The sequence below is a fragment of the Guptibacillus spartinae genome (genome assembly GCF_028610625.1).
In the GTDB taxonomy this organism is placed as follows: domain Bacteria; phylum Bacillota; class Bacilli; order Bacillales; family Guptibacillaceae; genus Guptibacillus; species Guptibacillus spartinae.
Map to the genome: position 1 here is coordinate 1 of NZ_JAQQWU010000023.1, position 26,416 is coordinate 26,416.

Annotated in this window: 28 protein-coding genes and 1 pseudogene; 9 read left to right on the forward strand and 20 right to left on the reverse strand. The window is 34.0% G+C overall.

The features are described from left to right. The first annotated feature begins 442 nt into the window (after positions 1-442). From PQ511_RS22455 to PQ511_RS22470, 4 genes are all read left to right on the forward strand, one after another. Positions 443-1,459: a tyrosine-type recombinase/integrase gene (locus PQ511_RS22455; protein ID WP_273854147.1), complete on the forward strand. Its 1,017-nt coding sequence runs from the start codon at positions 443-445 to the stop codon at positions 1,457-1,459. Next, on the forward strand, positions 1,459-2,517 hold the full coding sequence (locus tag PQ511_RS22460) for a tyrosine-type recombinase/integrase (protein WP_273854148.1): 1,059 nt from the start codon (positions 1,459-1,461) through the stop codon (positions 2,515-2,517). Before PQ511_RS22455 ends, PQ511_RS22460 begins: the two co-directional genes overlap by 1 nt. Positions 2,518-2,521: 4 nt before the next feature. Then, positions 2,522-3,469: a tyrosine-type recombinase/integrase gene (locus PQ511_RS22465; RefSeq protein WP_273854149.1), complete on the forward strand. Its 948-nt coding sequence runs from the start codon at positions 2,522-2,524 to the stop codon at positions 3,467-3,469. A 319-nt stretch (positions 3,470-3,788) separates the two neighbouring features. After that, entirely contained in the window at positions 3,789-3,971 is a 183-nt protein-coding gene (locus tag PQ511_RS22470; protein ID WP_273854150.1) for a hypothetical protein, read from the forward strand. A gap of 300 nt (positions 3,972-4,271) precedes the next feature. On the opposite strand, the gene PQ511_RS22475 is transcribed toward PQ511_RS22470, so the two are convergent. The 17 genes from PQ511_RS22475 to PQ511_RS22555 all read right to left on the reverse strand — a co-directional run bounded on the left by PQ511_RS22475 (position 4,272) and on the right by PQ511_RS22555 (position 20,156). Further along, on the reverse strand, positions 4,272-4,883 hold the full coding sequence (locus tag PQ511_RS22475; RefSeq protein WP_273854151.1) for a 4'-phosphopantetheinyl transferase family protein: 612 nt from the start codon (positions 4,881-4,883) through the stop codon (positions 4,272-4,274). A 100-nt stretch (positions 4,884-4,983) separates the two neighbouring features. Continuing rightward, positions 4,984-6,189 (reverse strand): FAD-dependent oxidoreductase, encoded by a 1,206-nt coding sequence (locus PQ511_RS22480; RefSeq protein WP_273854152.1) that lies wholly within the window; start codon positions 6,187-6,189, stop codon positions 4,984-4,986. Further along, positions 6,186-6,653, reverse strand: coding sequence for a 3-hydroxyacyl-ACP dehydratase FabZ family protein (locus PQ511_RS22485; RefSeq protein ID WP_273854153.1), 468 nt, complete (start codon positions 6,651-6,653; stop codon positions 6,186-6,188). Before PQ511_RS22485 ends, PQ511_RS22480 begins: the two co-directional genes overlap by 4 nt. Positions 6,654-6,667: 14 nt before the next feature. Beyond that, positions 6,668-7,426 carry an enoyl-CoA hydratase/isomerase family protein gene (locus tag PQ511_RS22490; RefSeq protein ID WP_273854154.1) on the reverse strand — a complete coding sequence of 253 codons (759 nt, stop codon included), beginning with the start codon at positions 7,424-7,426 and terminating at the stop codon, positions 6,668-6,670. Between the two features lie 9 nt (positions 7,427-7,435). Continuing rightward, complete coding sequence (locus PQ511_RS22495; RefSeq protein WP_273854155.1) at positions 7,436-8,941, reverse strand: phytoene desaturase family protein; 1,506 nt, start codon at positions 8,939-8,941, stop codon at positions 7,436-7,438. Further along, positions 8,899-9,705 carry a 2-oxo acid dehydrogenase subunit E2 gene (locus PQ511_RS22500; protein WP_273854156.1) on the reverse strand — a complete coding sequence of 269 codons (807 nt, stop codon included), beginning with the start codon at positions 9,703-9,705 and terminating at the stop codon, positions 8,899-8,901. The genes PQ511_RS22495 and PQ511_RS22500 overlap by 43 nt, the downstream gene beginning before the upstream one ends. Continuing rightward, positions 9,695-9,940, reverse strand: a complete 246-nt coding sequence (locus PQ511_RS22505; RefSeq protein WP_273854157.1) for an acyl carrier protein — start codon at positions 9,938-9,940, stop codon at positions 9,695-9,697. Before PQ511_RS22505 ends, PQ511_RS22500 begins: the two co-directional genes overlap by 11 nt. A gap of 1 nt (position 9,941) precedes the next feature. After that, positions 9,942-11,795, reverse strand: a complete 1,854-nt coding sequence (locus tag PQ511_RS22510) for an HAD-IIIC family phosphatase (protein ID WP_273854158.1) — start codon at positions 11,793-11,795, stop codon at positions 9,942-9,944. Then, on the reverse strand, positions 11,792-12,892 hold the full coding sequence (locus PQ511_RS22515) for a 3-oxoacyl-ACP synthase III family protein (protein ID WP_273854159.1): 1,101 nt from the start codon (positions 12,890-12,892) through the stop codon (positions 11,792-11,794). Before PQ511_RS22515 ends, PQ511_RS22510 begins: the two co-directional genes overlap by 4 nt. After that, positions 12,855-13,577, reverse strand: coding sequence for a Rossmann-fold NAD(P)-binding domain-containing protein (locus PQ511_RS22520; RefSeq protein WP_273854160.1), 723 nt, complete (start codon positions 13,575-13,577; stop codon positions 12,855-12,857). Before PQ511_RS22520 ends, PQ511_RS22515 begins: the two co-directional genes overlap by 38 nt. A 9-nt stretch (positions 13,578-13,586) precedes the next feature. Then, entirely contained in the window at positions 13,587-14,330 is a 744-nt protein-coding gene (locus tag PQ511_RS22525; RefSeq protein ID WP_273854161.1) for an SDR family NAD(P)-dependent oxidoreductase, read from the reverse strand. A gap of 62 nt (positions 14,331-14,392) precedes the next feature. After that, positions 14,393-14,680, reverse strand: a complete 288-nt coding sequence (locus PQ511_RS22530; protein ID WP_273854162.1) for a phosphopantetheine-binding protein — start codon at positions 14,678-14,680, stop codon at positions 14,393-14,395. A gap of 22 nt (positions 14,681-14,702) precedes the next feature. Continuing rightward, the gene (locus tag PQ511_RS22535; protein ID WP_273854163.1) at positions 14,703-16,997 is read right to left on the reverse strand and encodes a beta-ketoacyl-[acyl-carrier-protein] synthase family protein; all 2,295 of its coding nucleotides are present in this window, start codon (positions 16,995-16,997) and stop codon (positions 14,703-14,705) included. After that, on the reverse strand, positions 16,994-18,082 hold the full coding sequence (locus PQ511_RS22540; RefSeq protein ID WP_273854164.1) for an alpha/beta hydrolase family protein: 1,089 nt from the start codon (positions 18,080-18,082) through the stop codon (positions 16,994-16,996). Before PQ511_RS22540 ends, PQ511_RS22535 begins: the two co-directional genes overlap by 4 nt. Next, positions 18,079-18,765: a thioesterase II family protein gene (locus PQ511_RS22545; protein ID WP_273854165.1), complete on the reverse strand. Its 687-nt coding sequence runs from the start codon at positions 18,763-18,765 to the stop codon at positions 18,079-18,081. Before PQ511_RS22545 ends, PQ511_RS22540 begins: the two co-directional genes overlap by 4 nt. Positions 18,766-18,898: 133 nt before the next feature. Next, a complete protein-coding gene (locus PQ511_RS22550; RefSeq protein ID WP_273854166.1) occupies positions 18,899-19,558 on the reverse strand; it encodes an MBL fold metallo-hydrolase in 660 nt (219 codons plus the stop codon). Beyond that, positions 19,533-20,156 (reverse strand): TetR/AcrR family transcriptional regulator, encoded by a 624-nt coding sequence (locus PQ511_RS22555; RefSeq protein ID WP_273854167.1) that lies wholly within the window; start codon positions 20,154-20,156, stop codon positions 19,533-19,535. Before PQ511_RS22555 ends, PQ511_RS22550 begins: the two co-directional genes overlap by 26 nt. A 343-nt stretch (positions 20,157-20,499) precedes the next feature. Here PQ511_RS22555 and PQ511_RS22560 point away from each other — a divergent pair, with 343 nt between their 5' ends. Next, positions 20,500-21,042 carry a PadR family transcriptional regulator gene (locus tag PQ511_RS22560; protein ID WP_273854168.1) on the forward strand — a complete coding sequence of 181 codons (543 nt, stop codon included), beginning with the start codon at positions 20,500-20,502 and terminating at the stop codon, positions 21,040-21,042. 170 nt (positions 21,043-21,212) lie between these two features. On the opposite strand, the gene PQ511_RS22565 is transcribed toward PQ511_RS22560, so the two are convergent. Then, the gene (locus PQ511_RS22565; RefSeq protein WP_273854169.1) at positions 21,213-21,752 is read right to left on the reverse strand and encodes a hypothetical protein; all 540 of its coding nucleotides are present in this window, start codon (positions 21,750-21,752) and stop codon (positions 21,213-21,215) included. A 106-nt stretch (positions 21,753-21,858) separates the two neighbouring features. Between PQ511_RS22565 and PQ511_RS22570 the strand changes: the two genes are divergently transcribed. Next, a complete protein-coding gene (locus tag PQ511_RS22570; protein WP_273854170.1) occupies positions 21,859-22,551 on the forward strand; it encodes a hypothetical protein in 693 nt (230 codons plus the stop codon). A gap of 406 nt (positions 22,552-22,957) precedes the next feature. Here PQ511_RS22570 and PQ511_RS22575 read toward each other — a convergent pair whose 3' ends face one another. Continuing rightward, on the reverse strand, positions 22,958-23,536 hold the full coding sequence (locus PQ511_RS22575; RefSeq protein WP_273854171.1) for a hypothetical protein: 579 nt from the start codon (positions 23,534-23,536) through the stop codon (positions 22,958-22,960). Positions 23,537-23,740: 204 nt separating this feature from the next. Further along, positions 23,741-23,977 (reverse strand): annotated as a pseudogene (locus PQ511_RS22580) (hypothetical protein); the annotation flags it as partial. Between the two features lie 438 nt (positions 23,978-24,415). Between PQ511_RS22580 and PQ511_RS22585 the strand changes: the two are divergent. From PQ511_RS22585 to PQ511_RS22595, 3 genes are all read left to right on the forward strand, one after another. Continuing rightward, complete coding sequence (locus PQ511_RS22585) at positions 24,416-25,228, forward strand: hypothetical protein (RefSeq protein WP_273854172.1); 813 nt, start codon at positions 24,416-24,418, stop codon at positions 25,226-25,228. Positions 25,229-25,313: 85 nt separating this feature from the next. Continuing rightward, positions 25,314-25,547, forward strand: a complete 234-nt coding sequence (locus tag PQ511_RS22590) for a hypothetical protein (RefSeq protein WP_273854173.1) — start codon at positions 25,314-25,316, stop codon at positions 25,545-25,547. Positions 25,548-25,679: 132 nt separating this feature from the next. After that, positions 25,680-26,348 (forward strand): hypothetical protein, encoded by a 669-nt coding sequence (locus PQ511_RS22595; RefSeq protein ID WP_273854174.1) that lies wholly within the window; start codon positions 25,680-25,682, stop codon positions 26,346-26,348. Positions 26,349-26,416: the final 68 nt, after the last annotated feature.

Genomic DNA, 26,416 nt, shown 5'->3' on the forward strand with positions numbered 1-26,416 from the left:
TCTTATCAAGGAGAGAGTTACCGCTTAACAAACGCATTATCTAAAAGAAAATAAAGAGAAGTATTCCGGGTGACAAACCTCTGCACTTTTCTTTGCATTTTCCTGCACTTTTCTATTGCAAAATACATGAGCCTAACAAAGTAAAACCAAAAGAGATTGTACTTTATCCAGGAAAAGGAAAATAGCGTATTACGCAAATAATACGTTATTTAATGTAATTTATTGGAAACAATAAAAATGAACCCAACACAAAAAAACCTTCGGTTGTTTAATTTACACACACGGGTTGTGAGTAATCAAATTCCAACCAAAAGGTTGTAAAGTTTGGTTTAATACACCTGCATATCTTTCTAAACAAGATAGCAAAAAAAAAAAGAAAGCTAATAAAAGAATTATACACTTTTTTCTTAATATTTGTAAATACAAAGGAGGCATTTTGATAATGAATTTGTTAAAGCAAATAAAGCAAAACAAACCTGGTAGTGAAACGCCTGTTATCAAGAAGATACAAAAAAAAATCTATAAAGATAGAAGAAACAGTTCTATAGAACTAACTGAAGCCTTACAAGAATTTAAAGAATTTATGGAAAAAACTAACCATAACAGTGCTGGGTATCACGTAACGAGAGTTAGGTACTTCACAAAAATATTAAATAAAGATTTAGGATATCCCCAAAAAACAAAGGATTATAATATAAATTTGATGCATATAAAAACATTTGAAGGCCACCTTCAAAAAAAAATAAACGATAGAATAATTACTACACCAACCTCTTATGTTTATTTACTTAGTATTAAACACTTCTGTAAATTTCTTTTTTTTAGAAAAATTATAAGTTTTGAATACAACATACCAAATAATTTTAGAGGAAGTTCCAAAAGATCAAACGACTACGTTAGTGTCGAGAATATTATGAAATTAATTAACTCTGTTAATTCTAGAGATAATATTATTAAATTTAGAAACCTTTCAATCATCTTATTAATTGTTGAAACCGGATGTAGACCAATTGAAGTATGTAATATTAATATCTCAGATATTAATTTTTCTGAAAGAACAATTTTTATTAAAAGTGTAAAATCTGGCCAAAGAAAAATGGTGCTAAATAAAGAATTGATAAAGCTATTTAAATTATATGTATCCACTAGAGAACTATATAATCCAAACTCCAATTCTTTATTCTTAAAAGTAAATGGATCAAGGATTAGTAGGAAAGCTATTACTAACATGTTTCATCAAGAAAGTATTAGAGCATTTAATGAAAAACAAATTTCCGCTAAAGCATTAAGACATACTTATGCAACGAACGCAATTGATAGCGGAAGTAACATCGAAGAGTTATCAAATTCTATGGGACATAAACATTGGATATCCACTTATTATTATCTTAATAAAGATATTGATCGGTTATTAGAGAACACTCTAAAATACAACCCTTTTAAGAATCGAGGTTACTGATGCCAATAAATATACAAAGTAATATAGATTATAAAAAAGTTTGCGAAGAGCTTGGAATAAGTTTAGACGATCTAGTTTCAATAGTTAATCAAAAAGGAAATATAAAGGAAATTAATTCAATAAAGTACACAACTATAGAAGTGATAGATGCTTTTATTGAGCAATTAAATATTCAAAAGGATATTTATTCTGCTAATACACTTAATTATTATTTTAGTTTCTTGTTTAGGTATAGGGAGTTTTTGTTATCTACTAATAATATAAATTACATTAATGATTTAAATGAAGATTTGATTATGAATTTTTTAGTATACAAAAATATTAGTTCCAAAGGAACAATAAACACCTATAAAGCTATTATTAGAAAATTGTTATGTTTCGCATATGAACATCAATATTTGGAAAGAGATATTAGATATAAGTTCAAAAAACACAAATATCACTTATTACCAAAATACTTTTCAGAGGATCAAGTTAGCTCAATCTTAGAATTGACTTTGAATAGAACAAATGGGTATCGTTGGAGAGCAATATTTATTACTCTCCTTGGTACTGGATTAAGAGTGAGTGAATTAGTGAACCTTAAAGTAAAAGACATTAGCTTCGAAAACCAACTGATTTTTACTATAGGAAAAGGAAATAAGGAAAGGTATATACCTCTCTTCCCTGAAGTAAAAAAAGCATTATTACATTACTTCAATTTAATTGGCCTTGATATAATCGAAGAAAATTCCAATTGTTATCTCTTTAGCAAAGATTACAATACTAGCAGACTAAAACCAATTTCTATAAGAAGTGTACAATATAATTTACAACAAATATTACAGAAACTCGAATATAACAATCGTTTAACTGTACACTCTTTTAGACATACATTTGCAGTTAACTGTTTAAGAGCTGGGATGAAGTTAGAGTATTTAAGTCAAATATTAGGGCATGAAGACCCAAAAACAACTTCTATTTATACAAAATTGTTTCCTAGTGATTTAAGAGATGAAGTCATAAGTAAGTATCCTATCCCATTCGAAAAATTGATAAAAGAAATAATGCAGGAGTGAGTATATGAAAACTCTCTTAGAGGAAATTGATTCATTTTTAATTAATAGTGATTTTGCTGTAGGGACAAAGCGTATTTATTCAAAAAAACTAAAAGAGTTTTCAATATATCTATCGGATATCACTCATACCATTGAAGAAGAAATTCATTTAAAAACCATCTTCGTTATAACTGATATAAATGGTGTAGTTGTTACATATAGACCTATTAATTCAACTATTATTGACCAATTTATGATCTCAAATATTAATAAAGGGCCTAGCTGGATAATGACTGCTAAGAATTCCCTAGGAAGTTTTTTTAATTACTTAAATAGAAAATATGATTTTGAAAACATTATGGGAAGTTTATCATTCGATTTTCAAAGTATTCAAATAAGAAAAAAACCTACTCGTATTCTAAGTCGACATGAGTTACTCAAATTCTTCCATTCAATTATATCTCACAGTAAAAATTTAGAACGAGATTTATTTATTTTCACTTTTCTGATCACTACAGGTTGTAGAATTTCAGAATTATTAAATATAAAAATCCAAGATATTAACTGGGATGAAGGAACGATTATTTTACCTTTAACAAAAAGTAAAGTACAGAGAATGATTTTTATCAGACCTGAATTAATTAATGCTCTTTCAATATACATTAATAAAAATAATTTTAATAAATTTGACCAACTATTCTTAATGAAATACTACAATGTGAGATCTCTCCTAATGTTCTATTTAGATAAAGCTAACCTGCCTTATATAACTATACATTCACTGAGACACTCTTTCGCAACATTGATGTACGAATCGAACTCTGATGTTTCTTTAATAAAGCAAATGCTAGGGCATAGTAATATCGAAGTAACCAGACAATATATTCACCCTAATTTCATTAGAAACATTAGTATCAAGAATAAAGAAAACCTATACATTTTCGATAATTTTATAATAAATAACGATATGTAGTTATAAATTCTATATAAACGTTGGTTGATTAAAGTGTTAATGATTTAATGACTCAAATATAAATGAAACCCATAATGTTATTTACTGCTTTTACTCATATTGGTCCCCTTTCAAATAATTTTATAATGATTCAAGCTCCTAAATTTTAAAGTGTGAAGGCCCGCTGTGTTCTATTATTTCGCCGCTGAGGAAGACAAGCTATATATTCGCAAAATGTATATTATACACGAAGTTCATTTTATAAACGCTGACTAATGAAATACTCCCTTCTGGATATATTAGGACTAACCTCTCTAATAACCAAAGGAGCGATATACATATGAAAGCCTCTACAGCAAACTTTGATAAGTTACTTGGAACGGTTTATCGTGCACGACGACAACAAGATCATTCCCTTATAGAGCGCTCATTTCAAAAACCGATTCTTCATCGTCAAGTTCATGGTGATGAGGTTTATGTTCCTTTAAATCTTGAGAGAATCTGGGATCGAAAACAAAAATGAATAATGTGAATGCTTTGGCATATCCTAACCATGAGCCATTCATCTTTGCATGACCTTCCATAGGCTTAAAAGGACTTTGTAAACCGAAGTCCTTTTTAATACACAACAGTAGATGACATAAATACAGTTCCTTCTTATAGTTAACAATAGAGAAAAACTTTGTGTTTATAAAATGTTTACCATTTTCGGTTGGCTTGCTGGCGCCTGGTTAGGTACACTGATATTAGGTAGATGGGGTCTAGATATTTGCGGAAAAAAATCTAACTGCTTTATGAGCAGTTAGATTTTTTTATGACCACATTAGTTCATTCTAATACAAACCGTATGAACATCTCGATCTGTGCTTGTAGAATAAAATTGATAAAATTGATCATTGTACTCAACTATATCGTTAAGTAAAGATATATCACTCAAATGAGGCGTAAGTCCTTCTCCAGTGGCTTTACAAAGCGACTCTTTTCTCGTCCACAACCATAAGGTCTTCAAAGATTTTTCTGTTGGTTTTAACTGTTGAAGATATACATGTTCATCATGATGGAAAAATAATGGATGCTCTATCCCACGCACCTTACGATGATCTTCAATATCAACACCTATAGGGCTGAATTGACTTATTGAAATTAGAACAGTTTGCTTAGAATGAGAAACATTAAAGTAATATGGGTTTGACGGAAGCTCAGGTTTTCCTTTCAAACCGTAGGAAAACTTAATGTCAGCAGGTTGATCCTTCGTCTTTTGAGATAAAAGACTACGTAAATGCCCACGTATTAAAATAAACTTCTTCTGATCCATTTTTCGTGTAAAACGACTCGCACGTATATGCTCATCTAAAGAAAGATAAGATGCATATTCTTCAAGTTTGGGTTCTAATGAAACAATTGAAAGTTTATGAACATCAACTGTCTCAATCATTTAACCTCTTGGTTTGATAGGAATGTACTTACGGCGTTTATCCTTTGATAGAAAAGACCAAGTGAATAATAAGACTCCTGCAGATAAAAATGTTCTCATATCAAACCTCCACTTTATTATTTGCAACAATTCCATATTGAAGTTTTTTCATTACTGTATATTTAAAAGGCGTTCGGTCAAGCATTTTCATTTTCCACTTTCGAATAGCACATTCCACGGGTGAAGATGCAGCCAGATTTTGTTCTTGTCGTGCTTGGAAGCTAGAGACAAAAGATATTTGTTGTTTTCGCTTGCTAACAAATTCATCAAAATGTGAAGCTGGAATAGGGCTGTTTTGATAAGCCGACAGTCCCTTAACTACATACGGAGTGAGCTCATAAGCATCTTGCATAGCAATATTAACGCCCTGGCCTAAAATCGGTGAGAGAGTATGGGCAGAGTCACCAATGAGAATAATTCCATCCTTTGCCCATTTGTCCACATGGGCTGTGAAGATTTTCAATAATGTTGTATCTTTCCAAGATGTAATATGATCTTTCATTGGCGTTAAGAGGCGTGGCTCAATGCGGCTAACCTTTTCTATGAACGAGTCTAGACCCTTACTTTTTGTATTAGCGTTGTCACCTAATGAAATATATGTGCCCACTCGCAGGTAATTGGGATAAGTCGGTAAAATAATCACATGGTCATTTTTATAGACTTTAATGAGGTTCCCCTCTTCCCAATTCAAGGGTTTTGGAACTTTGAACCAAATTAAATCACGGGAGAATTCTTCTTTTTTGACATCATACTCAGCTAATGAACGGAGTTGGCTAAAACGGCCTTCTGCTCCGATAACCAATTGGCTATGTATCTTCTTTATTTCTCCCTCATGCTTGTACTGAACACCCACCACTTTTCCATTTTCCTTTATCAGATCTGTACAATTGGCTCCGTTGATATATTGAAAAGAGGGGTACTTCATTGCTTGTCGTTTAATGGCTTCAAGGACTACAGGTTGCGGCATGTCAATTCCGTACTTTTGAGGATGGTTAAATCGATTAAAGTCTACATTAAAAAGATTTTTTTCTTGGTCGTACATTTTAATTTTATTGACCTTAATAAACCCATGCTTTTCTAGTTCTTGATAAACTCCTAGCATTTTCAGGATATAAACGGATCCAGGAGCAATGGTTTCTCCTCGAAAGTCTCTTTTCAAAGAATTGTTCTTTTCGAGAACCACAACCTTAATATTTTCCTTTGCTAAAAGGAGTCCCATTAACATCCCGGCTGGACCTCCACCTACAATGGTGACATCATTTTTCACGATTCTACTCCCTCCTGCAGGTAAAATACTAATTGTCCTCTGGCTACTTTTTTGTTATCTTTTGCTTTACGAATCGTTGCCTGTGCAGTATGGTACGAGCCGACTTTCTTGACAATCTTCACTTTAGCTAGGAGCTCATCTCCAGGCTCTGACACGGATAAAAAAGTGAAATTCTCAGTCTTAACCAGATATCCTTCCAACGGGTTTGTTTCACCCTGCATTAGCATCGTTAGGAGTAGACTTGATTGGGCAGCCATTTCAATCACCAACACACCTGGCATAACTGGATTACTTGGAAAATGTCCGGAAAAGAATGATTCGTTATGAGCCAGCAGTTTACTGCAAATAATTGTTTCTCCATCAAAATCTACAATTTTATCTACGAAAAGAAAAGGAGGTTTCTGCAGAAGCATTTCCATTGGTCTTAAAGTCATCAAATCATCTTGTTTTAGCATCGTTTTCATTGAGAAATCATTCCTTATACTAAGACTTTTAGTCTGTCTTTAATTTCTTCGTGTTTAAATAAATCAAGTAGATAGCTAGACTCTATTTTCATCTGTGATTCTAATTCAATTGCTGCACGTTCTTTAAGTAATTTTTTTGTTGCTGCAATTGCTGGGGAGTAGCCTTCAGAAACCTTTTTTAGATATTGGTTTAGCAACTCATGCAATTCTTTTTTGTTATCGGCCAATTCATGAACAAGACCTAATTGCAGGGCTTGCTCAGGTTGGATGAGTTCACCATTAATCAGTATTTCAAATGTTTTTTCAACTCCCATTATTCGTGGGAGCAGATAACTTGCACCTAAATCAGGGGACATGCCCATTTGGTGGAAGTTTTCCAGAAACTTTGCCCTTCGAAGGGAGATTCTTCGATCACATGCAAGCATAATGTTAAAGCCCCCTCCGTAGGCATAGCCGTTTATTAAGGCTACTGTCACTTTTGGAGAGCGAAAAATGGATAACACACATTGATTAAGAATATCTAATACTTCCACCAAATTTTCGGATCCATCTTCTCCTACACATGTCAATAAGTCTTCTGGTCTTGGACCACTGCTAAAAAACGCACGGTGCTTACTTTCAAACACGATCGCATTAATATTAGTATCCTGGTTCGCCAACCTTATATGCTCTAACAAAGATGTAGCCATTTTTAAATCGAGGCCATTCTTTTTTTCCGGATAATCCATTGATAAATAGATAGTTTTTTCTTCTTTTCTCGCTTCAATACACATGTTCTCCACCTACACTGAAACTTTTTGATTTGCTGTTTTTTCAATCTTTTTCCAAAGCTTATATCCTGATAGAATGACAGAGACCACGCCACCACCTGGATCGGTCCATTGTCCGGAAATGTATAGCCCTTTAATTGGCGTTTCATGCTGTGGCTTCCCTGTCATTTGATTATTGTTTTGTTCCCATCCATAAATGGACCCGTAGCTGTTATTTGTATAATGTTCCATAGTTAGAGGAGTACCTGATTCTACATGCTCAATATGATCACGAAGATTCGGAATCGCTCGTTCAGCCATTTTAATCAAACGATCCTGATATGCATCTTTTTGCTCCTTCCAACCACCCTCAATATTGTAGGGAACTAGTGTAGTCAATACAGCTGTATGCTTTCCTTCTGGAGCCAAAGATGGGTCTGCCAGTGTCGGTGTTGAAATCGCTAAACCACTCAAACCTTCTGGACCTAACTCGTTTAAGCGATTATGTTTGTCCATAAATTGATCATAATTATAGTCATTATAAATGAATGTTTCATGAGATAAATTGTATTGCTCTAGAGGTAGATCAACTCCGAGAAACACTTCAAATGCTGAAATGGATGGCTTAAGCTTTGCGATTCGTTTGTTGTACCTTACTGGAAAATTCTCTTCTCCAACAAGGTTGTGTACCATCTTTAAAAAGTCACCATTGCACACGACCATAGGTGCTTCCACGTACTCTCCAGTTTGTAAATGAACTCCTTTTACTCGCTTCTCTTCGACTTCAATTTTTAATACTTCATTTCGTAGACATACTTCCCCATCTAGTGATTGAATTCGCTTTACAAATACATCTGCTAGTTTTTGAAAACTCCCTTTTGAGTAATAAATGTCTTCTTTGAAATAACTCATAATCGCATAAGCGAAAAACATCGCTCCTCCTTGAGTAGGCGGAGTGCCATAGTAAGCCCATAAAGCTGAAAAAGAATAAATAGCTTTTGGATCTTGTAAAAAAGATGAAGTAAGTTCATGGAAGGTCTTATTTCTGTATTTAAGCATGTATGGGTTTGACAGAACTTTCATAGGATCTCCTGAATGTAAAAGCATGAGCGTTACTTCATATAACTGTTCCATTTCATGAACCAAAGCTTTTATATTTTCACTTTCATGAGGAAATTGTTCGCAATAAGCTTGGATCAACCCATCGACTGTTCTCGAAACTTCAATTTTTCGATCAGGATAATATGCTGTATAAATATCATCCAATTTGATGAAATCCATCTCGTCAGCTACGCCAGCTTTTTCAAGTAACTCATCGAGCAAGCCTCCATCCTTTGCCCCAGCTGCAATTCGCACCGCAGAATCAAAAGTGAATTTCTTTCGTCGAAATGAATGAGCATACCCTCCAGCTCGATAGTGGCGTTCTAACACTAAAACAGAGTACCCTTCTTGTGCCAGAAAGGTTGCTGCACTCAACCCTCCCATACCTGCGCCAATTACGATGACATCATACTCAGACTTTTTTGGTCTTCTCGCCATTGTTGTTCCTCCCAATTCTCTAAATTAGTTTTTACTTCATTAAAAAACTCAGCTGCTAAAGCACCATCAATTGCACGATGGTCAAAGGTCATACTTAGAGGCATAATTGATGTGACGATAATTGCTCCATCTTTAATGATTGGTTTTTCGATGATGCCACCAATTCCAAAGCATATTGTGTTGGACGTAATCGGGTATATCTGTTGAACAGGTAAATGACCCAAGGAAGTTACTGTAAAGCTACCTTGTGTTTTTAAACGCTTGTATGGATTATTTAAAATCTGTTTATAGATGATTCTACCCAGCCAAACAGGCAAGCCTTGGAGCTTACGTACCGATTCAAAAGATTCTCCTGTTTCAAAGGGCATTTTTTTCATCCGATCGATGTTTTCTTGAATCGTCTGAAGTGACTTTTCATTAGAATTTTCAATTACATTCGATACAACAATTTGCTGATTTCCCAATTGCTTATTGATCGTAAATTTGGCATGAACTTGATCGTACGAAATATATTTCGGATGCCACTTTCCATGGACACTTGTGTTTACTTCAGGAAATTTCTCAATAGCTTTAGAAATAGCTGAAATTACGTAGCTTACATAGCTAATAGAGATGTTATTTTGTTTGTAATTTACTCTCGATTTTTTGAGTTCTGATGCCTCTACATCCATATTCAAATAAATCGCCTGGACCTCACGTGCCTGTTCAAGAAAATGAAAGGTATGCTTACGTGCAGAAGGCAACCCTTGCTTTTTAATGGTCATATTTTTCTGCCTCTATTAAATTAACAATGTCCTGAATGGTTTCCACATTAAGAAATTGCTCCATACTAAGACGAACATTGAACTCAGCTTCTAAACTTGTGAACATACGTAGTGTATTCACTGAATCCCACTCATCGTTTTCTTCTTTACTAAATCCCATGGATAAGTCGCTTTCTTCACATTCTAGTATTTCGGCCACAACTTCAATAATCGATTGTTGTACACTGGTAATCACGCTATACGCTCATCCCTTCCTCGGATGCTGTAAGTTGAATCCATTCCACTTTTCCAATTTCCTTCTTGAATAGATACACCCAGCAAGTAGAATTTTCGCCATAGTCCACCAACTCAAATCCATTATTCTGATAAAAATCTGAAACCAATTTATTTTTTTTGCTTGGTTTATAATTCCCAATAACCTCAGATACACCTTGTAATTTTGCGTTTTCTAAGATAACTCGCAGTACTTCGCATTCTACACTTCGCTGGAAAACTCGACAGCTCATAATAAAATTCTCAATCAACCACCTATGCTCTTCTTTTTTCACATGGACATAGCCAACAATACCGTTATCTCCAAACTTATCTTTTAAGCGAAACCCATATATACTACTGCTTTCACTGTTCGAGATACCTACTACTTCGCTTTCGGTAAGCCGTGTTGTTGTCATATTAAATTGATTTGTTCGTTGTGATAGTTGAGCAATTCTAGGAACATGACTTGAAAGGATTTCAAATACGTCCAGTTCCATCTCCAGCTGCAGAAGGTACTCTTCAATAGAATCGGAGTCTTCTTTTAGCTCTTCTCTTTTCGCAATTTGTTTATATTTCTCTAATCTTTTATGATCTTCGTCTGTTGAGTTCATTGTATTGAAATAACCTTCCATCAAAAGGTCCTGAATATAGAGACTAGGGTCTTGTGACAAGGGGATAACCGTTACCTCTGGTAGTTGGCTGGAAACTAGTTCTCTTTCAAATGGATTGTCATCCACAAAAACTATGCTATCTTTTCCAAGGTTTAAGCGACTCGCCATGTTAGCAAGACTCTCTGATTTTGGCCCCCAGTTGCAAGAAATTTGAACAAAATCCTCTTCATCAAGAACCATGTCATCATGAGAAATAAAAACATCTTTTACATTGTCCCAATCGTTTTTGCTTACAATAGTTAAAAGAATCCCTTGCGCTTGTAACCGTTTAATTACTTGTTGAAAGGCATAAAACTGGTTTCCTGGGAAAGTCTTTGAAAGCTGAATCCCATGCACCCCGTCATCTCCAATTATTCCGCCCCAAAGTGTTTGATCTAAATCTAAAGCAAGAACCTTTTGTGATAATCCTTTAATAGAAGCAATAATGGAAGCTATCTCTTTCGAAATTACTTGCCATACATTTGATGTATAGCTCATCGAAGCATAATGCTTCATGCGGGGATCCCGGGTTTCCTGCACGTCTTGAGTGAGAACTTCAAAGTCTAAGACAATCACATTTTCTAAAGTAGTATGGAGATTTAATAGATCTTGGTTGAACCGTCTCCAAAGCATACTTACTTTTTGCTTTTCCCTATAATTTGTCACAGCTTTCCAATCGTATAAAGGCAAGGGGATGGTATGAAGAACAATGGTCGTTGCCACTCGAGTGGTGTAAATTGTTAATACCTTTTTAATCTCTTTGAAGGCTTCTTCAAGAGCGAATGATAAAGTCTCGGTTGACCATCCACTATCGCCAAAATGCTTATAAATAATAGATTCATCTAGTGAGCAAACCGTAACATCAGCACCAAAGTGTTGTAAGTCGCTTTCAGGCTTGAGCATAAGCAAATTCCATTGGTTATATCCACCCACTAATGATTGGATATTTAAATTTCTTTTTGAAGCCTCATACCTTGTTATGTTGTCCAGACCTTGAATAGTGTGACTCCCGACGAATGCAACCTTCGCTTGAACGCCACCACTATCTATCTTCTCAAGTAACTTACCAGCTTTTTCTTGGCCTGCGAATGTGGAGATTTGATGTAGTAAATGATTTATGGCATTGTCATTGTCATTTATCTTCGTTAGCTCTCTCAACTTTTTTAGTGCTTCCTTTTCAGTCATTGAGAGTGGCCCTCTTTATAAATAAGCGTAATTCCAGTCTTTATCCACTTTGAAGATTCAATTGCTACACCAACAACCTTGTCACCATAGGATAAATTGTTTTGTAATTTTTTGATTTGCAAATATGGTAATGCATTTCCATTGTTGCCGGTATCCTGTACACAATTAATTGTAGAGTCTAAGTTCAGTCCAAGGGATTCTATGATTTTTTTGGTCATATTCCATCCAAGCTGGGGAGGTAAGTAATATTTAACATCCTCATAAGTCCAATCCATATTGGTTAGTAATTCCTCGAATACTTCCTTTGTCATGATTGGTACGGATGTTTCAATAGCTTTATAATCTTCATTTGCTGATTGGAATTGCTTACGGATGTCTCTTTTACTAAGATCTTGAATATTTTCCGGAATAGAACCAAACCAATTCATAATCTGACCAGGTTTTTTGCCTAATCCTTCAAAATAATTTTGGATATGTATAATTTCTAATCCGTCTCGATCTTCGTTAGTTAATATAGCGGCACCTGCTCCGTCTCCAAAAAGAGCATAATTTATCAGTTCTGAAGAACGAAGCTTTTTGAAATCCCTCTGCAAGTCCATGTATTTATTACAGACATCCCCCCCGATAACGAGTGCATGACGAAGGATACCTGAGGCTAAAAATTGAGTTGCCACATCCATTCCCTGGAGAGCGCCAGAGCAGCCAGCTTGAATTTGGTAAGTACGAACATGTGATATCCCTAATCGGTCTGCTATGAGATTTACGGTTGATGGCATTAAATGGTCAGGAGTGGCCGTTGAAAGAACGATGATATCGATATCTGTTTTCTCAATACCAGCATCTTCTATAGCTCGTTCTGCAGCCATAGTGCAAATGTCCGTCAAATCGAAATTAACAGTACGTTCTTTAAAGTTAACTGCAAAATAACGTGAAGTATTTCCTATCATGAGATCTATCCAATCTTTACGAATGGAAAGAACCTCCTCCATTTGGTCGTTGGTTACCGGATCCCCTGGCAAATATTCTCCAAAACCCACCATCCGAACTGCTTTATGTGCCTTATATTCCTGTTTCAATTCCTGCGCCAACATGGACATTTTCTCCTCCCATTAATTCACTCGGACCATCAATCAAAATTCCTAAAGCTGGAATGTATTCTTCTAGAGTGGGAAGCTTCGGTTTAAGACTGAATATTTCGACTTTATTTTTCATACTATTCTTTTCTACTTTTTCAAACTCGTTATTGTAGTATCCAAAAGTCATTGCATTTACATTTAATTTGAAAGCGCCTAGTTCTCTCGACATACATTTCATTAATGAAAGTTTTGCCTGATTTAAGATCGGTGAGCTTGAATACCCTGCGTAATAAAGTGGATCATAAAAAAGCGGAAAGATAACTTTTCCCTTTTTCGGCTTCACCATCTGACCAATAACGACTTTGTTTACGACATAGATTTGGTTAAGTGTATCAACTATGATTTGGTTAAGTTTTAATGGATCTTGATCAAAAATAGCCTCTTCATCTAGCATCTCATTTGCATGAATAAGTGAATCAATTGGATTCCCTTCTAGCGCATCTAGTAATTTTTCTCGTAAAATTTGTTCCTCAACGTTATCTATGTAGATTGCTTTATGGTCTGGGTTTAATAATGCATAATGTTCATACACTCTTTTATCGTAAAAGAGAAGGAGACATTCATATCCTTTGTTTTCAAAATGAGATGCAATCAATTGATTAACTTTTTCTTCTCCGTTCGTTATAAGTACATATTTAGTTGTCATCTTTTCCACCTACCTTAAAAATCCTCCGTCCACTTTTAGGACGGTATCGGTTACATAATCACTTAAATCGCTTGAAAGATAAACAACATTTCTTGCAACTTCCTCAGTTGTTCCTAACTTTCTCGCATTTGTAAAACGAAGAAAATTAGAAAGTTTTTCTTCTGGTACATGATGAATCATTTCCGTTTCAATCATTCCAGGAGCAATTGCATTTATTGAAATACCTTTTGAGTGATACTTACGAGCAAGTAGCCTTGTTAATCCAATAATAGCGCCTTTTGATGCGCCGTAATTCGTCTGGGCTTCTCGTCCGGCAACCCCAGTTACCGATACGACATTAACGATTTTGCCTTTTTGTTGCTGCTCCATAAATGGCAGCACTGCTTGGCAAAAATACAGCGTGCCAGAGAAATTTGTGGAAATAACCTGGTTCCAATCTTTTTTTTCCATTTTAAAAATGAACTGATCACGGTTGATCCCTGCATTGTTGACAAGGATATCGATCTTGCCATACATTTCAGTTATTTGTTCTATGGTAGATTGCACAAATGTTTGGTCGCTAACAGACCCCTTAATATAATGAACAGTTTGGCCATCTGCATTTAATTCTGCCTCTATTTCTGTTGCTGCAGTATCATTGTTTGCATAAATACCAATAACAAAAGCACCTTGCCTCACAAACGTCTGAACAATCTCTTTTCCAATTCCCCGAGTTGCGCCTGTCACCACGGCTATTTTATCTTTTAAAAGCATGCTCTCCCCACTTTCAATTTATGATGGGGAGCACAGCATAAAAGCTGCGCCCCATCGTATAATTAGCTGTTTACAGTTGCTTTTAACTGACTTTCGACAAAATTAGAAAGTGTCGCAACTGAATAAAAATGCTGACGAATTTCTTCTTCTTCAAGCACTTGTAGAAGAATCCCAAACTCGGCTTCTACACCAGAAACAACGTCAAGCGCTTCAACTGAATCTAATCCCAGACCATCCCCAAAAAGTGGTTCGTTGTCTTCAATTTCATCAGCTTCAATATCTTCCAATTCTAATCTTTCAATCAAAATGTTCACCTTAATAATTTCTTTAATCTCATTTAATGTTTTCATAATAGGAAAACCTCCAAATTTTTTATTTTGATATAGCCATCGCCATACAATTGCCATTAATTGATGTTGTTACAATCAACCCTTTTTTCAACGGTCCTTTAGTCCATCCTAGCGAACGGGTGACTTTTTGTTGTTCTTCATCTGTTAAGCCAAGTAATTCAACTGCAGCTTGTGTATGATACAAAGAGCCATTTGACTCCATGTAGCCAAAAGTGTTATTTAATGTAAAGATTGGTGTGCTGCCAAACTCTGACTTCAGTTTAATAAATTCATTAGTGTCGAATACATTGTTGTTATGATAAAAGATAAAATCGACATCAGAAACAGTTAGCTTCGCATCATCTAAACAACGGGATATACTATTTTTAATGGTTCGGTAAAGGTTATCTTCAGAATTAAAGCTCATTCCAAATCCTTTGACCTTAGCGTGGACATCTAATCCTTGCTGTACAGCAATTTCTTCATCAGCTAAAGTTAGAAAAGTACTTCCTTCAGTTGTTTCATACGAACTCTCAGTTAAGTGAAGAGCTTTGTCGATTTCATCCGACAAATCCGAAGATTCATCCCCAGCGCCAACAAGAACAGTTTTTTGTTTACCATCTTTAATTGTCAATGCTCCATATAGCATGGCGTGTAATCCATCGGTTCCACCAGAGCTATGAGAACTGCTAAAGCCTTTAATTCTGAATTTTTTTGCGATTTTGCCTGCTGTGGAATTCAATACCATATCCGGAAAGTAAACTCCACTTGCGTTATCAATGCCCCGGTCAAGAATGGAGCCCAAATATTTTTCTGCGCTCTTTAAGCTTCCTCTAGAAGTACCGTATACAAGCCCGATATCTTCTGACCACTCCTTGTCTTGCAAAGTATTCTTAATGGCGAGATCACAAGCTCCAATGCTAAATTGAGTTAGTGGATTCATCCGTCTTTCATAAAGAGCTTTATTATATTCTTTTAAAGAGAAGTCTAGTTTAGTCTTAGGAGAAGGTTGGATACTGAAGGATGATAGAATGCTTCCAGATTTGTTTGCTAATGCGTGTACTGTACCAAATCCGCAAATGACAACATCTGATTGTTTTGCTGTTTCGCTGTTACTATCAAAGATAGGTGTTTGAGGAGAATGAAAGACATTTTTTGATAGAATTGAAGCGTTATGACCGCCAAAAGCTGAATTGTTACATAAAAAATAATCAGGAGTTTCGGTCAGCATTTCATTTGTAACAAGTTTTGCCGTTTCGCAACCTTCCCTCGCTTTTTCAAAGTGAATTGTTGCTGGCAATAGACCTTGTTCTAAAGCTAACAAGGTAGTAGCATATTCAATTGAAGCTGCTGCTCCAAGGTTATGACCGAAATATGCTTTACTAGAACTGACATTAATGTCCTTAAATCTATCACCGAAGAAAGACTGTAGCCCTTTTAATTCAGCAGGGTCATTTGCCTTAGTGCCTGTTCCATGAGTGTTGATATATTCTATACGTTCATTTTCAATACCACCCTGCGCCACCGCCATTTGAACGGCATTCAAGATTCCTTTTCCTTCTGGCTCTGGAGCAGTTTCATGATATGCGTCACTACTAAGCCCATAACCATTGATAACTGAGTAGATTTTCGCATCTCTTTCAAGCGCTTTTTCAAGAGGCTCCAAAACCAAGAATGCTGCTCCCTCACCTAGACTCAAACCATATCTGTGGTTATAAGGTGAGCAAGGTTTATCGTTCAATGCTTTTAAAGCATTAAACCCAGCATAAACTGATGACGACATGGAGTCTGACCCGCCTGCAATCATTGCATCAGCATACCCATGCTGTAGCATGTCACACGCAAATCCAATTGCATTTCCACTTGCCGCACACGCAGTATTCAAAGTCATTACTGGGCCATTAAAGTGGAAATGCTTTGCCACAGAGTCACCTTGTTGGAAAAAAGGATAATTTTTAGTTAATTGACTATCAAGATTCGATAATCCATTTTGCTGCTCAAGTGAATTTAACCCACCATTACATGTTCCAAAAGCTAGACCAATTGTCCCAATATTTTCCTGAGCTAGCCTCGCTTCACTTACCGCCTCTTGAATAGACAAAATAGCGTACTGTGAACAGCGATCAAAGGAGGCTTGTTCTTCTAATGTAAAATGATCGGTTGGTTCATAGCCTTTAATTTCAGCCCCAATACTGCTAATAAACTTACTAGCATCAAACGACTGTATGTTATCAATCCCTGTTTGATTTTGTTTCATATTTTCAAAAGTTTCTTTTTTGTTTTGACCTAGTGCTGATAAAATGCCAATTCCGGTAACTGCTATTTGGAATGGTTTCATTTATTACCACCTCGCTTTTTCCATTTTTGCATCATAAGCAGTGTAGACAATAGTATTTTCAAAGGAATGTTATTGCTACCACTATGCCTCAATACGCTTAGTGGAACGATTTTTTGTATAATGTCCAGGTGATCCGGAGATCCATGGATATCATCAAATTCAATGAACTCTAAGTTCGATACATTTTCATTAATAAAGGACTTTTCAGAGAGTGGAATAATTTCATCACGTGTGCTAAAAATATAAGTAATTGGAATGTCTATCCGTTGGATATTTTCAGGGGAGATGGCCAATCCTCTCATATAACTCTGAAGTTTATCTTCGTCAAGTTTGCACACATGAGACAATGTTCTTCTGGTTATGAAGGGTACATTCTCATTTGAATAGTCTTGATAAAAACGATTGAGAGGCGCTCCAACAGTGGTAATCCCTTTGATTCTTGGATCAAATAATGATTGTTTTATAGCTAATTGTCCTCCAAAGCTCATACCAACAACAAAGGTGTTTTCAACATCCGTTTCGTTGGCTAGAGAATTTAGAATCATTTCGATCATCTGATGAGATGATTCTTGAAAGATCATACTATTTTCTCCGACCCCTGGAAATTCCGTGACAACAACCGAAAACCCCATCTTTTTCCCTGTTTCAAGAAAAACGCTCCACTGTTCTTTAATAGAAACAATACCGCCTAAGACAAGTAAGCAAGGCTTTTTAGGATTAAGGTTTGCAGTATAAAAAGAAAGTTTTTTATCATGTACATAAATGGTGTGCTTTTTGACATTATTATCACAATAGTGATCTTCAAAAGCACGAACTAACTCTTTGCTTGATTCCTTTTGTACATTTGTTTCTGGGAACGGAAATCTAGCAAAGTTATAGCACTGGATGGCATCTGATACGTGTCCATTCTCTAAACTTTGTTTCGCTGCCTTTCTCCAAACACAATCCCATGCACCTTCGATTTTGTCCTCATGAGTGGATTCTTTGTAAATTGAGTTAAGAACATGCTGAGGATCTAATCCTTTAAACTGCTGTGATTTAATATGCAAGCCTGCATATTTTTTTAATTCAGATAATTCAATCAATATATAGCACCTACTTGAACATACTTTAACAGTAGGGAGTGAATAACCTCTGGGTGCTTGAGAATCTGAAAGTGATCACCTTTTATCGCTTTTATAGTCACTGTGTAATCCATGCATTCTTTCCATAAATGGATCTTTTCTATGTCTATAATTCGATCTTCGGTTCCATTAATGACATATGTAGGAAGAGGTAAAGATTCTTTATTAAGTGTAAATGTTCCCACTAATGATAAATCTGCTCGTAAGATTGGAGCAAACCACTTTATAAACATTGGATGTTTTTGCAAATGGTCCGGAATCCCTCCAAGCGCCCCCATCTTTTCCATTAATGTGTGATTATCCCCAGTTGTTACTTGAACAGCACCATTATACTCCTGAAGAGGATTCACACCACTTAACACTCGAAACAAAGGATCATGATCCTTTAAACGTCTTGTTATTTCATAAGCAAACAATGCACCCATACTATGACCAAACACACCCCAAGGTTCACCGTCTTGTATCGTTTCCTCGACCTGAGCAATTAGTGATTCAGTCGCCTCATTAAAGCTGTCGACTAATGGCAAATTTCCCTTTTTTCCTCTTCCAGGTAAATCAATAGAAACTATTTCTACGCCATTCATTTTCCATCGTTTAAACATTGATGAAGAACCTCCAGCGCAATGAAAACAAAGCAGTTTCATCAAGCACCTCCCTTGGTAACCACAGGTTACTAACCTGTGGTTACTAACCTGTGGTTAATATAATACACACTTCAAATTACAATATCAACCATATTTCGAAGATAATTGTTAAAAAATTATAAAAAAATGCTTTTTATGTAAATTTAACAAGATACTGGTCTATTTGTTTATGAGGAAACTCAATGTCTTTTCCATGACAGATACTAACAGATTTTGGCCTCAATTCTTTTACAATACCCCCACTCTTTACAGCTTCGTTCATATCTGAAGTAAACATAGGCATTGGTTTTTGTAACTTTCCTTTTTTAGAAGTAAACAAATCTCCCCCAATAAGAATACGATCTTTTTCATGGTAGTACACTACGTGTCCGGGAGAGTGCCCTGGAGTATGGATAGGTATTAGATTCGCTAGCTTTTTAAATTTACCACCATCCAATTTTTCTAGTGGCTGCACGATTCCTGGTTGGACCAGATTTTCCGTTTTTTTTCTACCAGGAAAAGGCTCTTTTCCTTCCATGTGATTAATATCATTTTGATGAGCATACACGGGAACATTTTCTGCTTCGACTATTTTATTTACTCCACCTACATGATCTGAATGACCGTGAGTTAAGAGGATTCCTTTTAAAGAACCTAACTTTTTAGCTTCTTTTAAAATACGCTTTCTCATAAAGGGCATCCCAGTATCAACAAGATAGACTCCATCATCGTCTGTTACAATCCACGCACTCATTTTCATAAAAAACCATGCTTCGACTTTATATATGTTAGGAGATACCTTGAGGACTTTCACTTGCTACCACTCCTTTAATAAAATAATGGACCGACTGTTTCACAATTGGAAGTACTCTTCTTTCAATTTGGATCACTCGTTCTTCAACATCTTTATACGTCATGATGATTCCATGAAGCATGTAATAAATCATTCGACTGAACTCAAGTAGTTGGGCTTCCCCCCACTCCGTAAAGTTTTCCTTAACTGCTAATTGTAATGAATCAAATAGCCTTAATCTCGTTTTATTTAACTCCCACTTTGTTGAAGTTACATCCACTCTACTAGCATCAACTGTTACAAAGGCTTGGTACAAATTTCTATAAAATAATCCGAAGTGAACAAACGTTTGTGATGTTCTTATTAGTTTTTGTTCTGGTGAGAACTTTTCGTTCGTTAGTATGGAATTCATTTCTTTTATTAATTTATCTAACGGTTTCTCTGCTAATTCTTCGAGTAATTTGTGTTTGTCATGAAAATACACGTATATACTCGTATGGGAGCAATTCGCTTCTTTTGCAATTTCTCGAACGGTTACCTGTTCATAACCCTTTTTGTAAAACAAGGTTTTTGCAGCAATTAAAATCCTATCTCTAGCTAAAATTTCTTTTTTTGTCAATGTATTTTCCTCCTCTATAACCACCGGTTAGTAACCAATGGTTATATTATATTGAAAACCTTGTAACTATTCAAGGACAATCTAATACTTAAACTTCATGTGTCCTCAAAAACTCTTGATATATATTTCGTAAACATTCAATATAATCTTTAGGTTTATTCACTAATTCACGTGTAATTGAGTCTTATATCCTTTAAAATCACAGCCACTATTTGAGGAGAATACTGATTTTAAGTAAAAATACCTATACTAAGATCCCTAGTTTAAATTGGGATTTTCCAAAGGTTTTATAATTGGTACTTATAAATAAATTAGTAGATTTACTATAATTAGGGGGGACTATATGAAAAAAAATATTACTAAATATATATTACTTGGTTTTCTATCTAAAAATTTCAACACTGGATATGAAATAAAAACACTAATTGATCAAAAAATGAGTAACTTTTGCAAATTTAGTTACGGACAAATATACCCAACACTAAAGATATTAGTAAAAGATGAATTAGCAACAGTTATTACGATTCATCAAGATGGTAAACTTGATAAAAAAGAATATAAAATTACAGATAAAGGAATTGAAACATCAGAAAAATGGCTTCATCATCCTATAAATGATCTGCCGGTAGTAAATAATATCATCTTATTGAAAGTTTTTTTCCATTGTCATAAGGATGATGAAGCTATAATCAATCAAATAGAGTCCTATAAATTACTCTTAATAAATAGATTGAATACGTATTATGCTATTGAAAATACAATACAATTAGAGGCTCAAGACAATGAGGATCCACTTTATGGGCAACTCATACTGGATTATGAAAGAAGAAGAATTGAGGCAGCACTCATGTGGTGTGAAACAGCTAAAAACAAAATCTCAAATTAATTTATGTATTGATTAGAATAATACTAAGACCTCTTTTAACACTTCATAGAACTAAGATTATACACGAAGTTAAATTAGTTGTTACTTCTATTTCCTGGTCATATTACAATAATGAACAGAGACCTCTATTTATTGAAGGTCTCTGTTCATTATTAAATTTTTGTTTTCTTTTATCTAAAATCGATTCTATACAAAACCTTATCTCCGTTTTTCTTGTATATTTTCACTTGGTCTATTTCTTTTTTAGAGTATTTTGTATCTATAAGAATATCATTTCTTTCTCCACTATTTTTATCATCATTAATTGTGTATTTCATACTATCTCCATTGGCAATAACTTCTGCAAAACCTACATTTTCAGGGTTGTGGTTAATCTTTATACCCAAATAATTATTATACTTTCCGCTTAAAAATACATGGCTTACTTTTTCAGAATTTGAATTTTCATTTGAATTTTCTTTGGAAATATTATCCTTAGAGTATTCTATGACACCAAAATTTTCACCTTTTGAATAGAGAGAGAAAATATAATCTTTTTTTTGATGAATTTCCAAAATCGACAAATTATTTTTATTCATGTAAAGATCGAATGGCTTAAGTAATTTATTTTCATTATTGCTTTCTTGACTGTTCATCACCATTAAGGTTGTAACTGTAATAACTCCAATAGCGGCAATAATTGCTATGAACACCCAATTCCTCTTATTCATATGCAAATAACCTCCTTATTAGTAAAAAATGGTTGAAAATTGGGGTTTATTGTCATATAATGGCCCCTGTGCTTAATCATAATATATTTAAGGGGAGAGGAAAAGTATGAATTTATTGTTAAAAAGAGGGTTATTATCTATTGCGTTTTTAGTCTTAGCTGTTAGTACCTTAGTGAATCCGTCTTATAGTAGTGCTGCAACTAAATTAGACTCAAAGGAAAGTTTTGAAGTACCAGATATAAAATTCACTCCAAAAGTCATAAATACTTACAAAGATGAAAACGGCCATATAATCAATGAGTATTCAAAACTACCAGATAATTTCGTCACTGATGAAAACGGTAATATTATTTCTGAAGAAAGTCAGTCAAAAACTACTTTAAGAAAAGAGAATAAAGTCACCACAGCTGCATGTTCTTACCAATATTATTATGATGTTGTCGGCAGAGTAACTGTGGAAAGAGATGCCTTTGTCAATTATCACCCTGCATTTCCTCAAGCACAAAAAAATGTTTCAGAATACAATTTCACATTTTCTACTACTAGCTATTCCATTGGCGTTTCTGGTTACGGTATGTCTGCAGATGTTTCAATTTCTGCTCCTGGAGCAGGTTATTCTATTTCTGCCAACCCTACTATGTGGACTCGTCCTGCTGTCTATGGGGATATTGAAAGACAAACTGTTAAGGTTACTAGAACTGGTGGATGTACAAGTGGTGAGAAGATCACTTATCAAACTAGATACGTACCAATTAATACTTACATTGATACAAATGAATGGTCATATAATCCGAATTGAAAATTATTAATCTCTTATCAGTATTAAATCTATTAATCTAATTGTCTTATTAAAAAAGGTTATTTGTAAATACAATTTAAGTGTGATTCGTTATTTGATATCTTTCATGAAATAAAGGACCATGAGCAATCATGGTCCTTTTGTAATACTTCCTTTAAATCAGTGGATTTGTTTTATACCTAAGCTAATTTTATCTAACTGATAGGTGAAAATTTTTAATAAAACATGAATTGATTTCACGTAAATTTGATATTATACACGAAGTTTAAGAGTATAATATATAGCCTATGATTTAATTTACATAGTTGATATGAAGTTGAATTATCCTCCTCTTAAGTGCAATCCAGTACTTCTGAAATGTGCCCGATTGTTTAAGCTAAATCATCAAATTATGACTTTAATTCTTTTACTTGGTTTTAAAAGCATTAAAGTCAATGAAATTGATTTTATGGTCTTTGAATAGTATAGGGTCTTTTTCTCCATAATACCTTTCAGCAGAAAGACAAATGTACTCACATAATTTATCTATATTAACAGTAACAATTTTTGTTTTTACTAATTTTAACTCTTTATTATTTTGGTTTACCCAAGATAATCCAGTTGAGTCTGCTCCACTTACTGCTAACCTAAATTCATATGAATAATAAAAATCTGTATCTTCATTATCGCCCCAGTTTTTAATATCTGAATTTCCATCATGTAAGAAAGAGCAACGTAAAGAATAACACATCTCTCCAGTGAAATATGGATTTTTAGCTTTAGTGTAATCATTTGTCCAACCTGTGTTATCTGCATAATATTGGTTTACCCAATTATCAAACCATGCTGCATATTGCTTTCCTACTATACGCTTTCCTCTTTTGTTTTTAAAATGAGGATATTCAATTTTTCCGCAAATATCAGGTAAAGTTAAAGATAGTGCAAGTGCTGATAAATAACTTTTATTAGTAAGAGCAAGTTTAATGTCATTTATTTTATCTAACAATTATATCTCTCCATTGCATCAGGATTAATTTATATATTTCTTTGTACTTGAGGGAAATGTCCTCATTTCATCCAAATAGGTAGCATTATCAATTCTAGAAAAGGTGTTTAAAATGATTTGCTGAGTAACATAGCTGGTAAAAATGATACAATCTTTCGGCTAAAGTAAAGTACAACTACCTTCGCAGTTAGACTTTACAGATTGCAAAACATCTTCCTTTATATCTATTTCTTTGGTATCAATGCCATTTAAAATGGTGTTGTACACCTTTTTAACAATTTCTGATTTCTATAGTTATTGAAGGGCTTTTTCGATCTCGTTGTCACGGATCCCCTGATTATTTGCTAAGTACATTTCTAATAGACGATCAATATAGGTTGAGTCTATATCATTAAACTTGATCGCATTCTCTCCGTAGAACTCTATGCCTGAAAAATCAGGGTTCGTTCTAAGTTATAACTATAATGGGAATAAATACGATTACTCTCCAGATTATAAACTAATTACTTTATATGACCAAATATATAATCGAGGTTAAACCTCTTTCAAGGGTAGAAGAAAACCGTAATAAAATTAAGTTCCATTTAGGAAATAAATTAAAAGGGGAAATCCTCGCAATATCGATCGTTCTAGGAATTATTTCAACCACAATAATTCTTACTCAAATATGTTAATATCAATATATCTCATTTATTGAAATATATGGTTTAAAAAGAGAGTTCTTGAGTTCTTCAAATCCCATAGCTGTAAAGCAGACCTCAATATTAAGAGAACCGTCTTAACAGCATTTTTTGAAGCATTTTTACTTTTGAGAAAACCATGTTCAAACTTCAAACAAATATAATTGTGTCAAATACTAAAAATAATAGGAGTTAAATTATGGACCTAACAACTACTTTCACTATCATTGGTTCATTTGCAGCAGCATCCAGTGCACAGATTATTAATCATATACTTACTCAGAAGAGAGAGGACAAAAAATACAAAAAGGAATGTCTTCAAAACCTGTATTCACCTACCATTCTTAAGTTAATTAATTTAATAGAATACGAAGGAGCCCATCATTGTTTAAATTCTCATTTACAACAAGAATTTACTAATAAAGGTGAACTGGTTTCACTGATACTGGATAACATTGGCGCAAACATAAAGTATGCAGAACCTAATTTAATTAATATTTATCATGAAATACGTAATAATTTTGATATAAACAACTTAACAGAAGCTTTAAATGATACTAAGAATACACATATTTGGCATGACATAATTAATTTAACAACTATGTTTTTTGATCGATTTTTAGAGATCACTAAGTTATTAAATGCAGAAGGAAATTCAATAAATGAAAATTTAAAAGCCCCAAACTTTTTTTGCCAATTTTATCTTTTATTCAATGATTGTTTCGGAAGATATACTACTGATCCAGATTACCCCACAGATGAGTTTCTTTTTAGCTACTATGATTTAATTGAAGGTATCCTTATTCCTACAAATAACTTTCATATCCGTATTATTAAGATTAGAACGAGTATTGAGAGTGCATTTCACAACTATAAAAATCAAAAGAGAGTAGAAGATTCTTTCATTGATGCATATCAATTTTTTTATGAAATATCAGATGAGTTTACAATTATTAGCGAAGAAAGAGGAAATGAGTTTAAAGATAAATTAGACTATTATATAAATACATAATTATTAAGGCTTGTTGATAAGTAGCTTAAAGAGTATGAATAACCTACCGCAACATTATTAACAAAAAGAGAGGTGTATTTATTCCTTGTTTAAAGAGGCTATATTAGAAGAGAAGCAATATCATGAAAATGAAATAGCGCATGAAGAGTTATTATTGTTGGTTAATAAAAAATTGGAGTTTGAGACGGAGAATTTAACGTATTTATGGTCCCCTGTTATTTACCAGTTTTTATTTGACGATGAAAAAATCTTTTGGGAAAAAGATATAATCCAGATTTCCTATAATAAAATATGCGAAATATATGATACTGCTGAATAAAAGGTAGAATTTGATTTATCTCTCGCAAATGCATTACAGCACTTTTTTGTGTCTTTATCCTCCTTTAATGACACAATAAAGAGCATAACATTAAATCAACAGTTCATATCTTCACCACAAACAGAATTTCGAATGTTTTATATACCTATTTATAATTCTATACTTGAAGGGTGTTGGACTAACTTATTAAAATTCTGGCGGAACCTTCTCAATTTAGTAGATGATAAAGACTTAATCCGTCAAAACAAGTTAAACAGTTTAGTTGAATTGGTTAATAAGAGAGGGTTAAGTAAAATAACAACGGATATTGATGTAGACATTCGAAATGCAATAAACCATGGTGGAGTGCATATTGTAGATGAAAACACAGCAATTTTTCAATATAACAAAGGTAGTCAAGGTATGCAGACTAAAGAGAAAGATATAAATAAATTTAAACGACAAATTTATAACTTGGTCGATATTGCAAGTTCAACTTTTCTAGGTATATTAAAATTTTTAAATAAGATGGAATATGATTTCCCTCTTCTCTCATCCTACACTGGAAAAGGGGTTGTATATGATAGCTTAGTTAAACTTAACATCTCGACATATAACAAGACTTGTAATTATATATACAAAAGTCAAACTATAAAAGATCAAACCCAACTCAATATTTCCTACTATACAGATGAAATGTCTCTTGAAGAAAAGCTCGAATTTTCAATTTTCAACTTCATGAAACTACACCTATATTATCCAGAAATTGAAAGGTTCTATATTAAATTCACTAGTAGAGAACACTTCCATCATTTATTGTAGCTGAATCTAAGCATTTAAGAATGTTTTTTTCCAGAAAAATAAAAACTATGGATGCCCTAGCAAATATA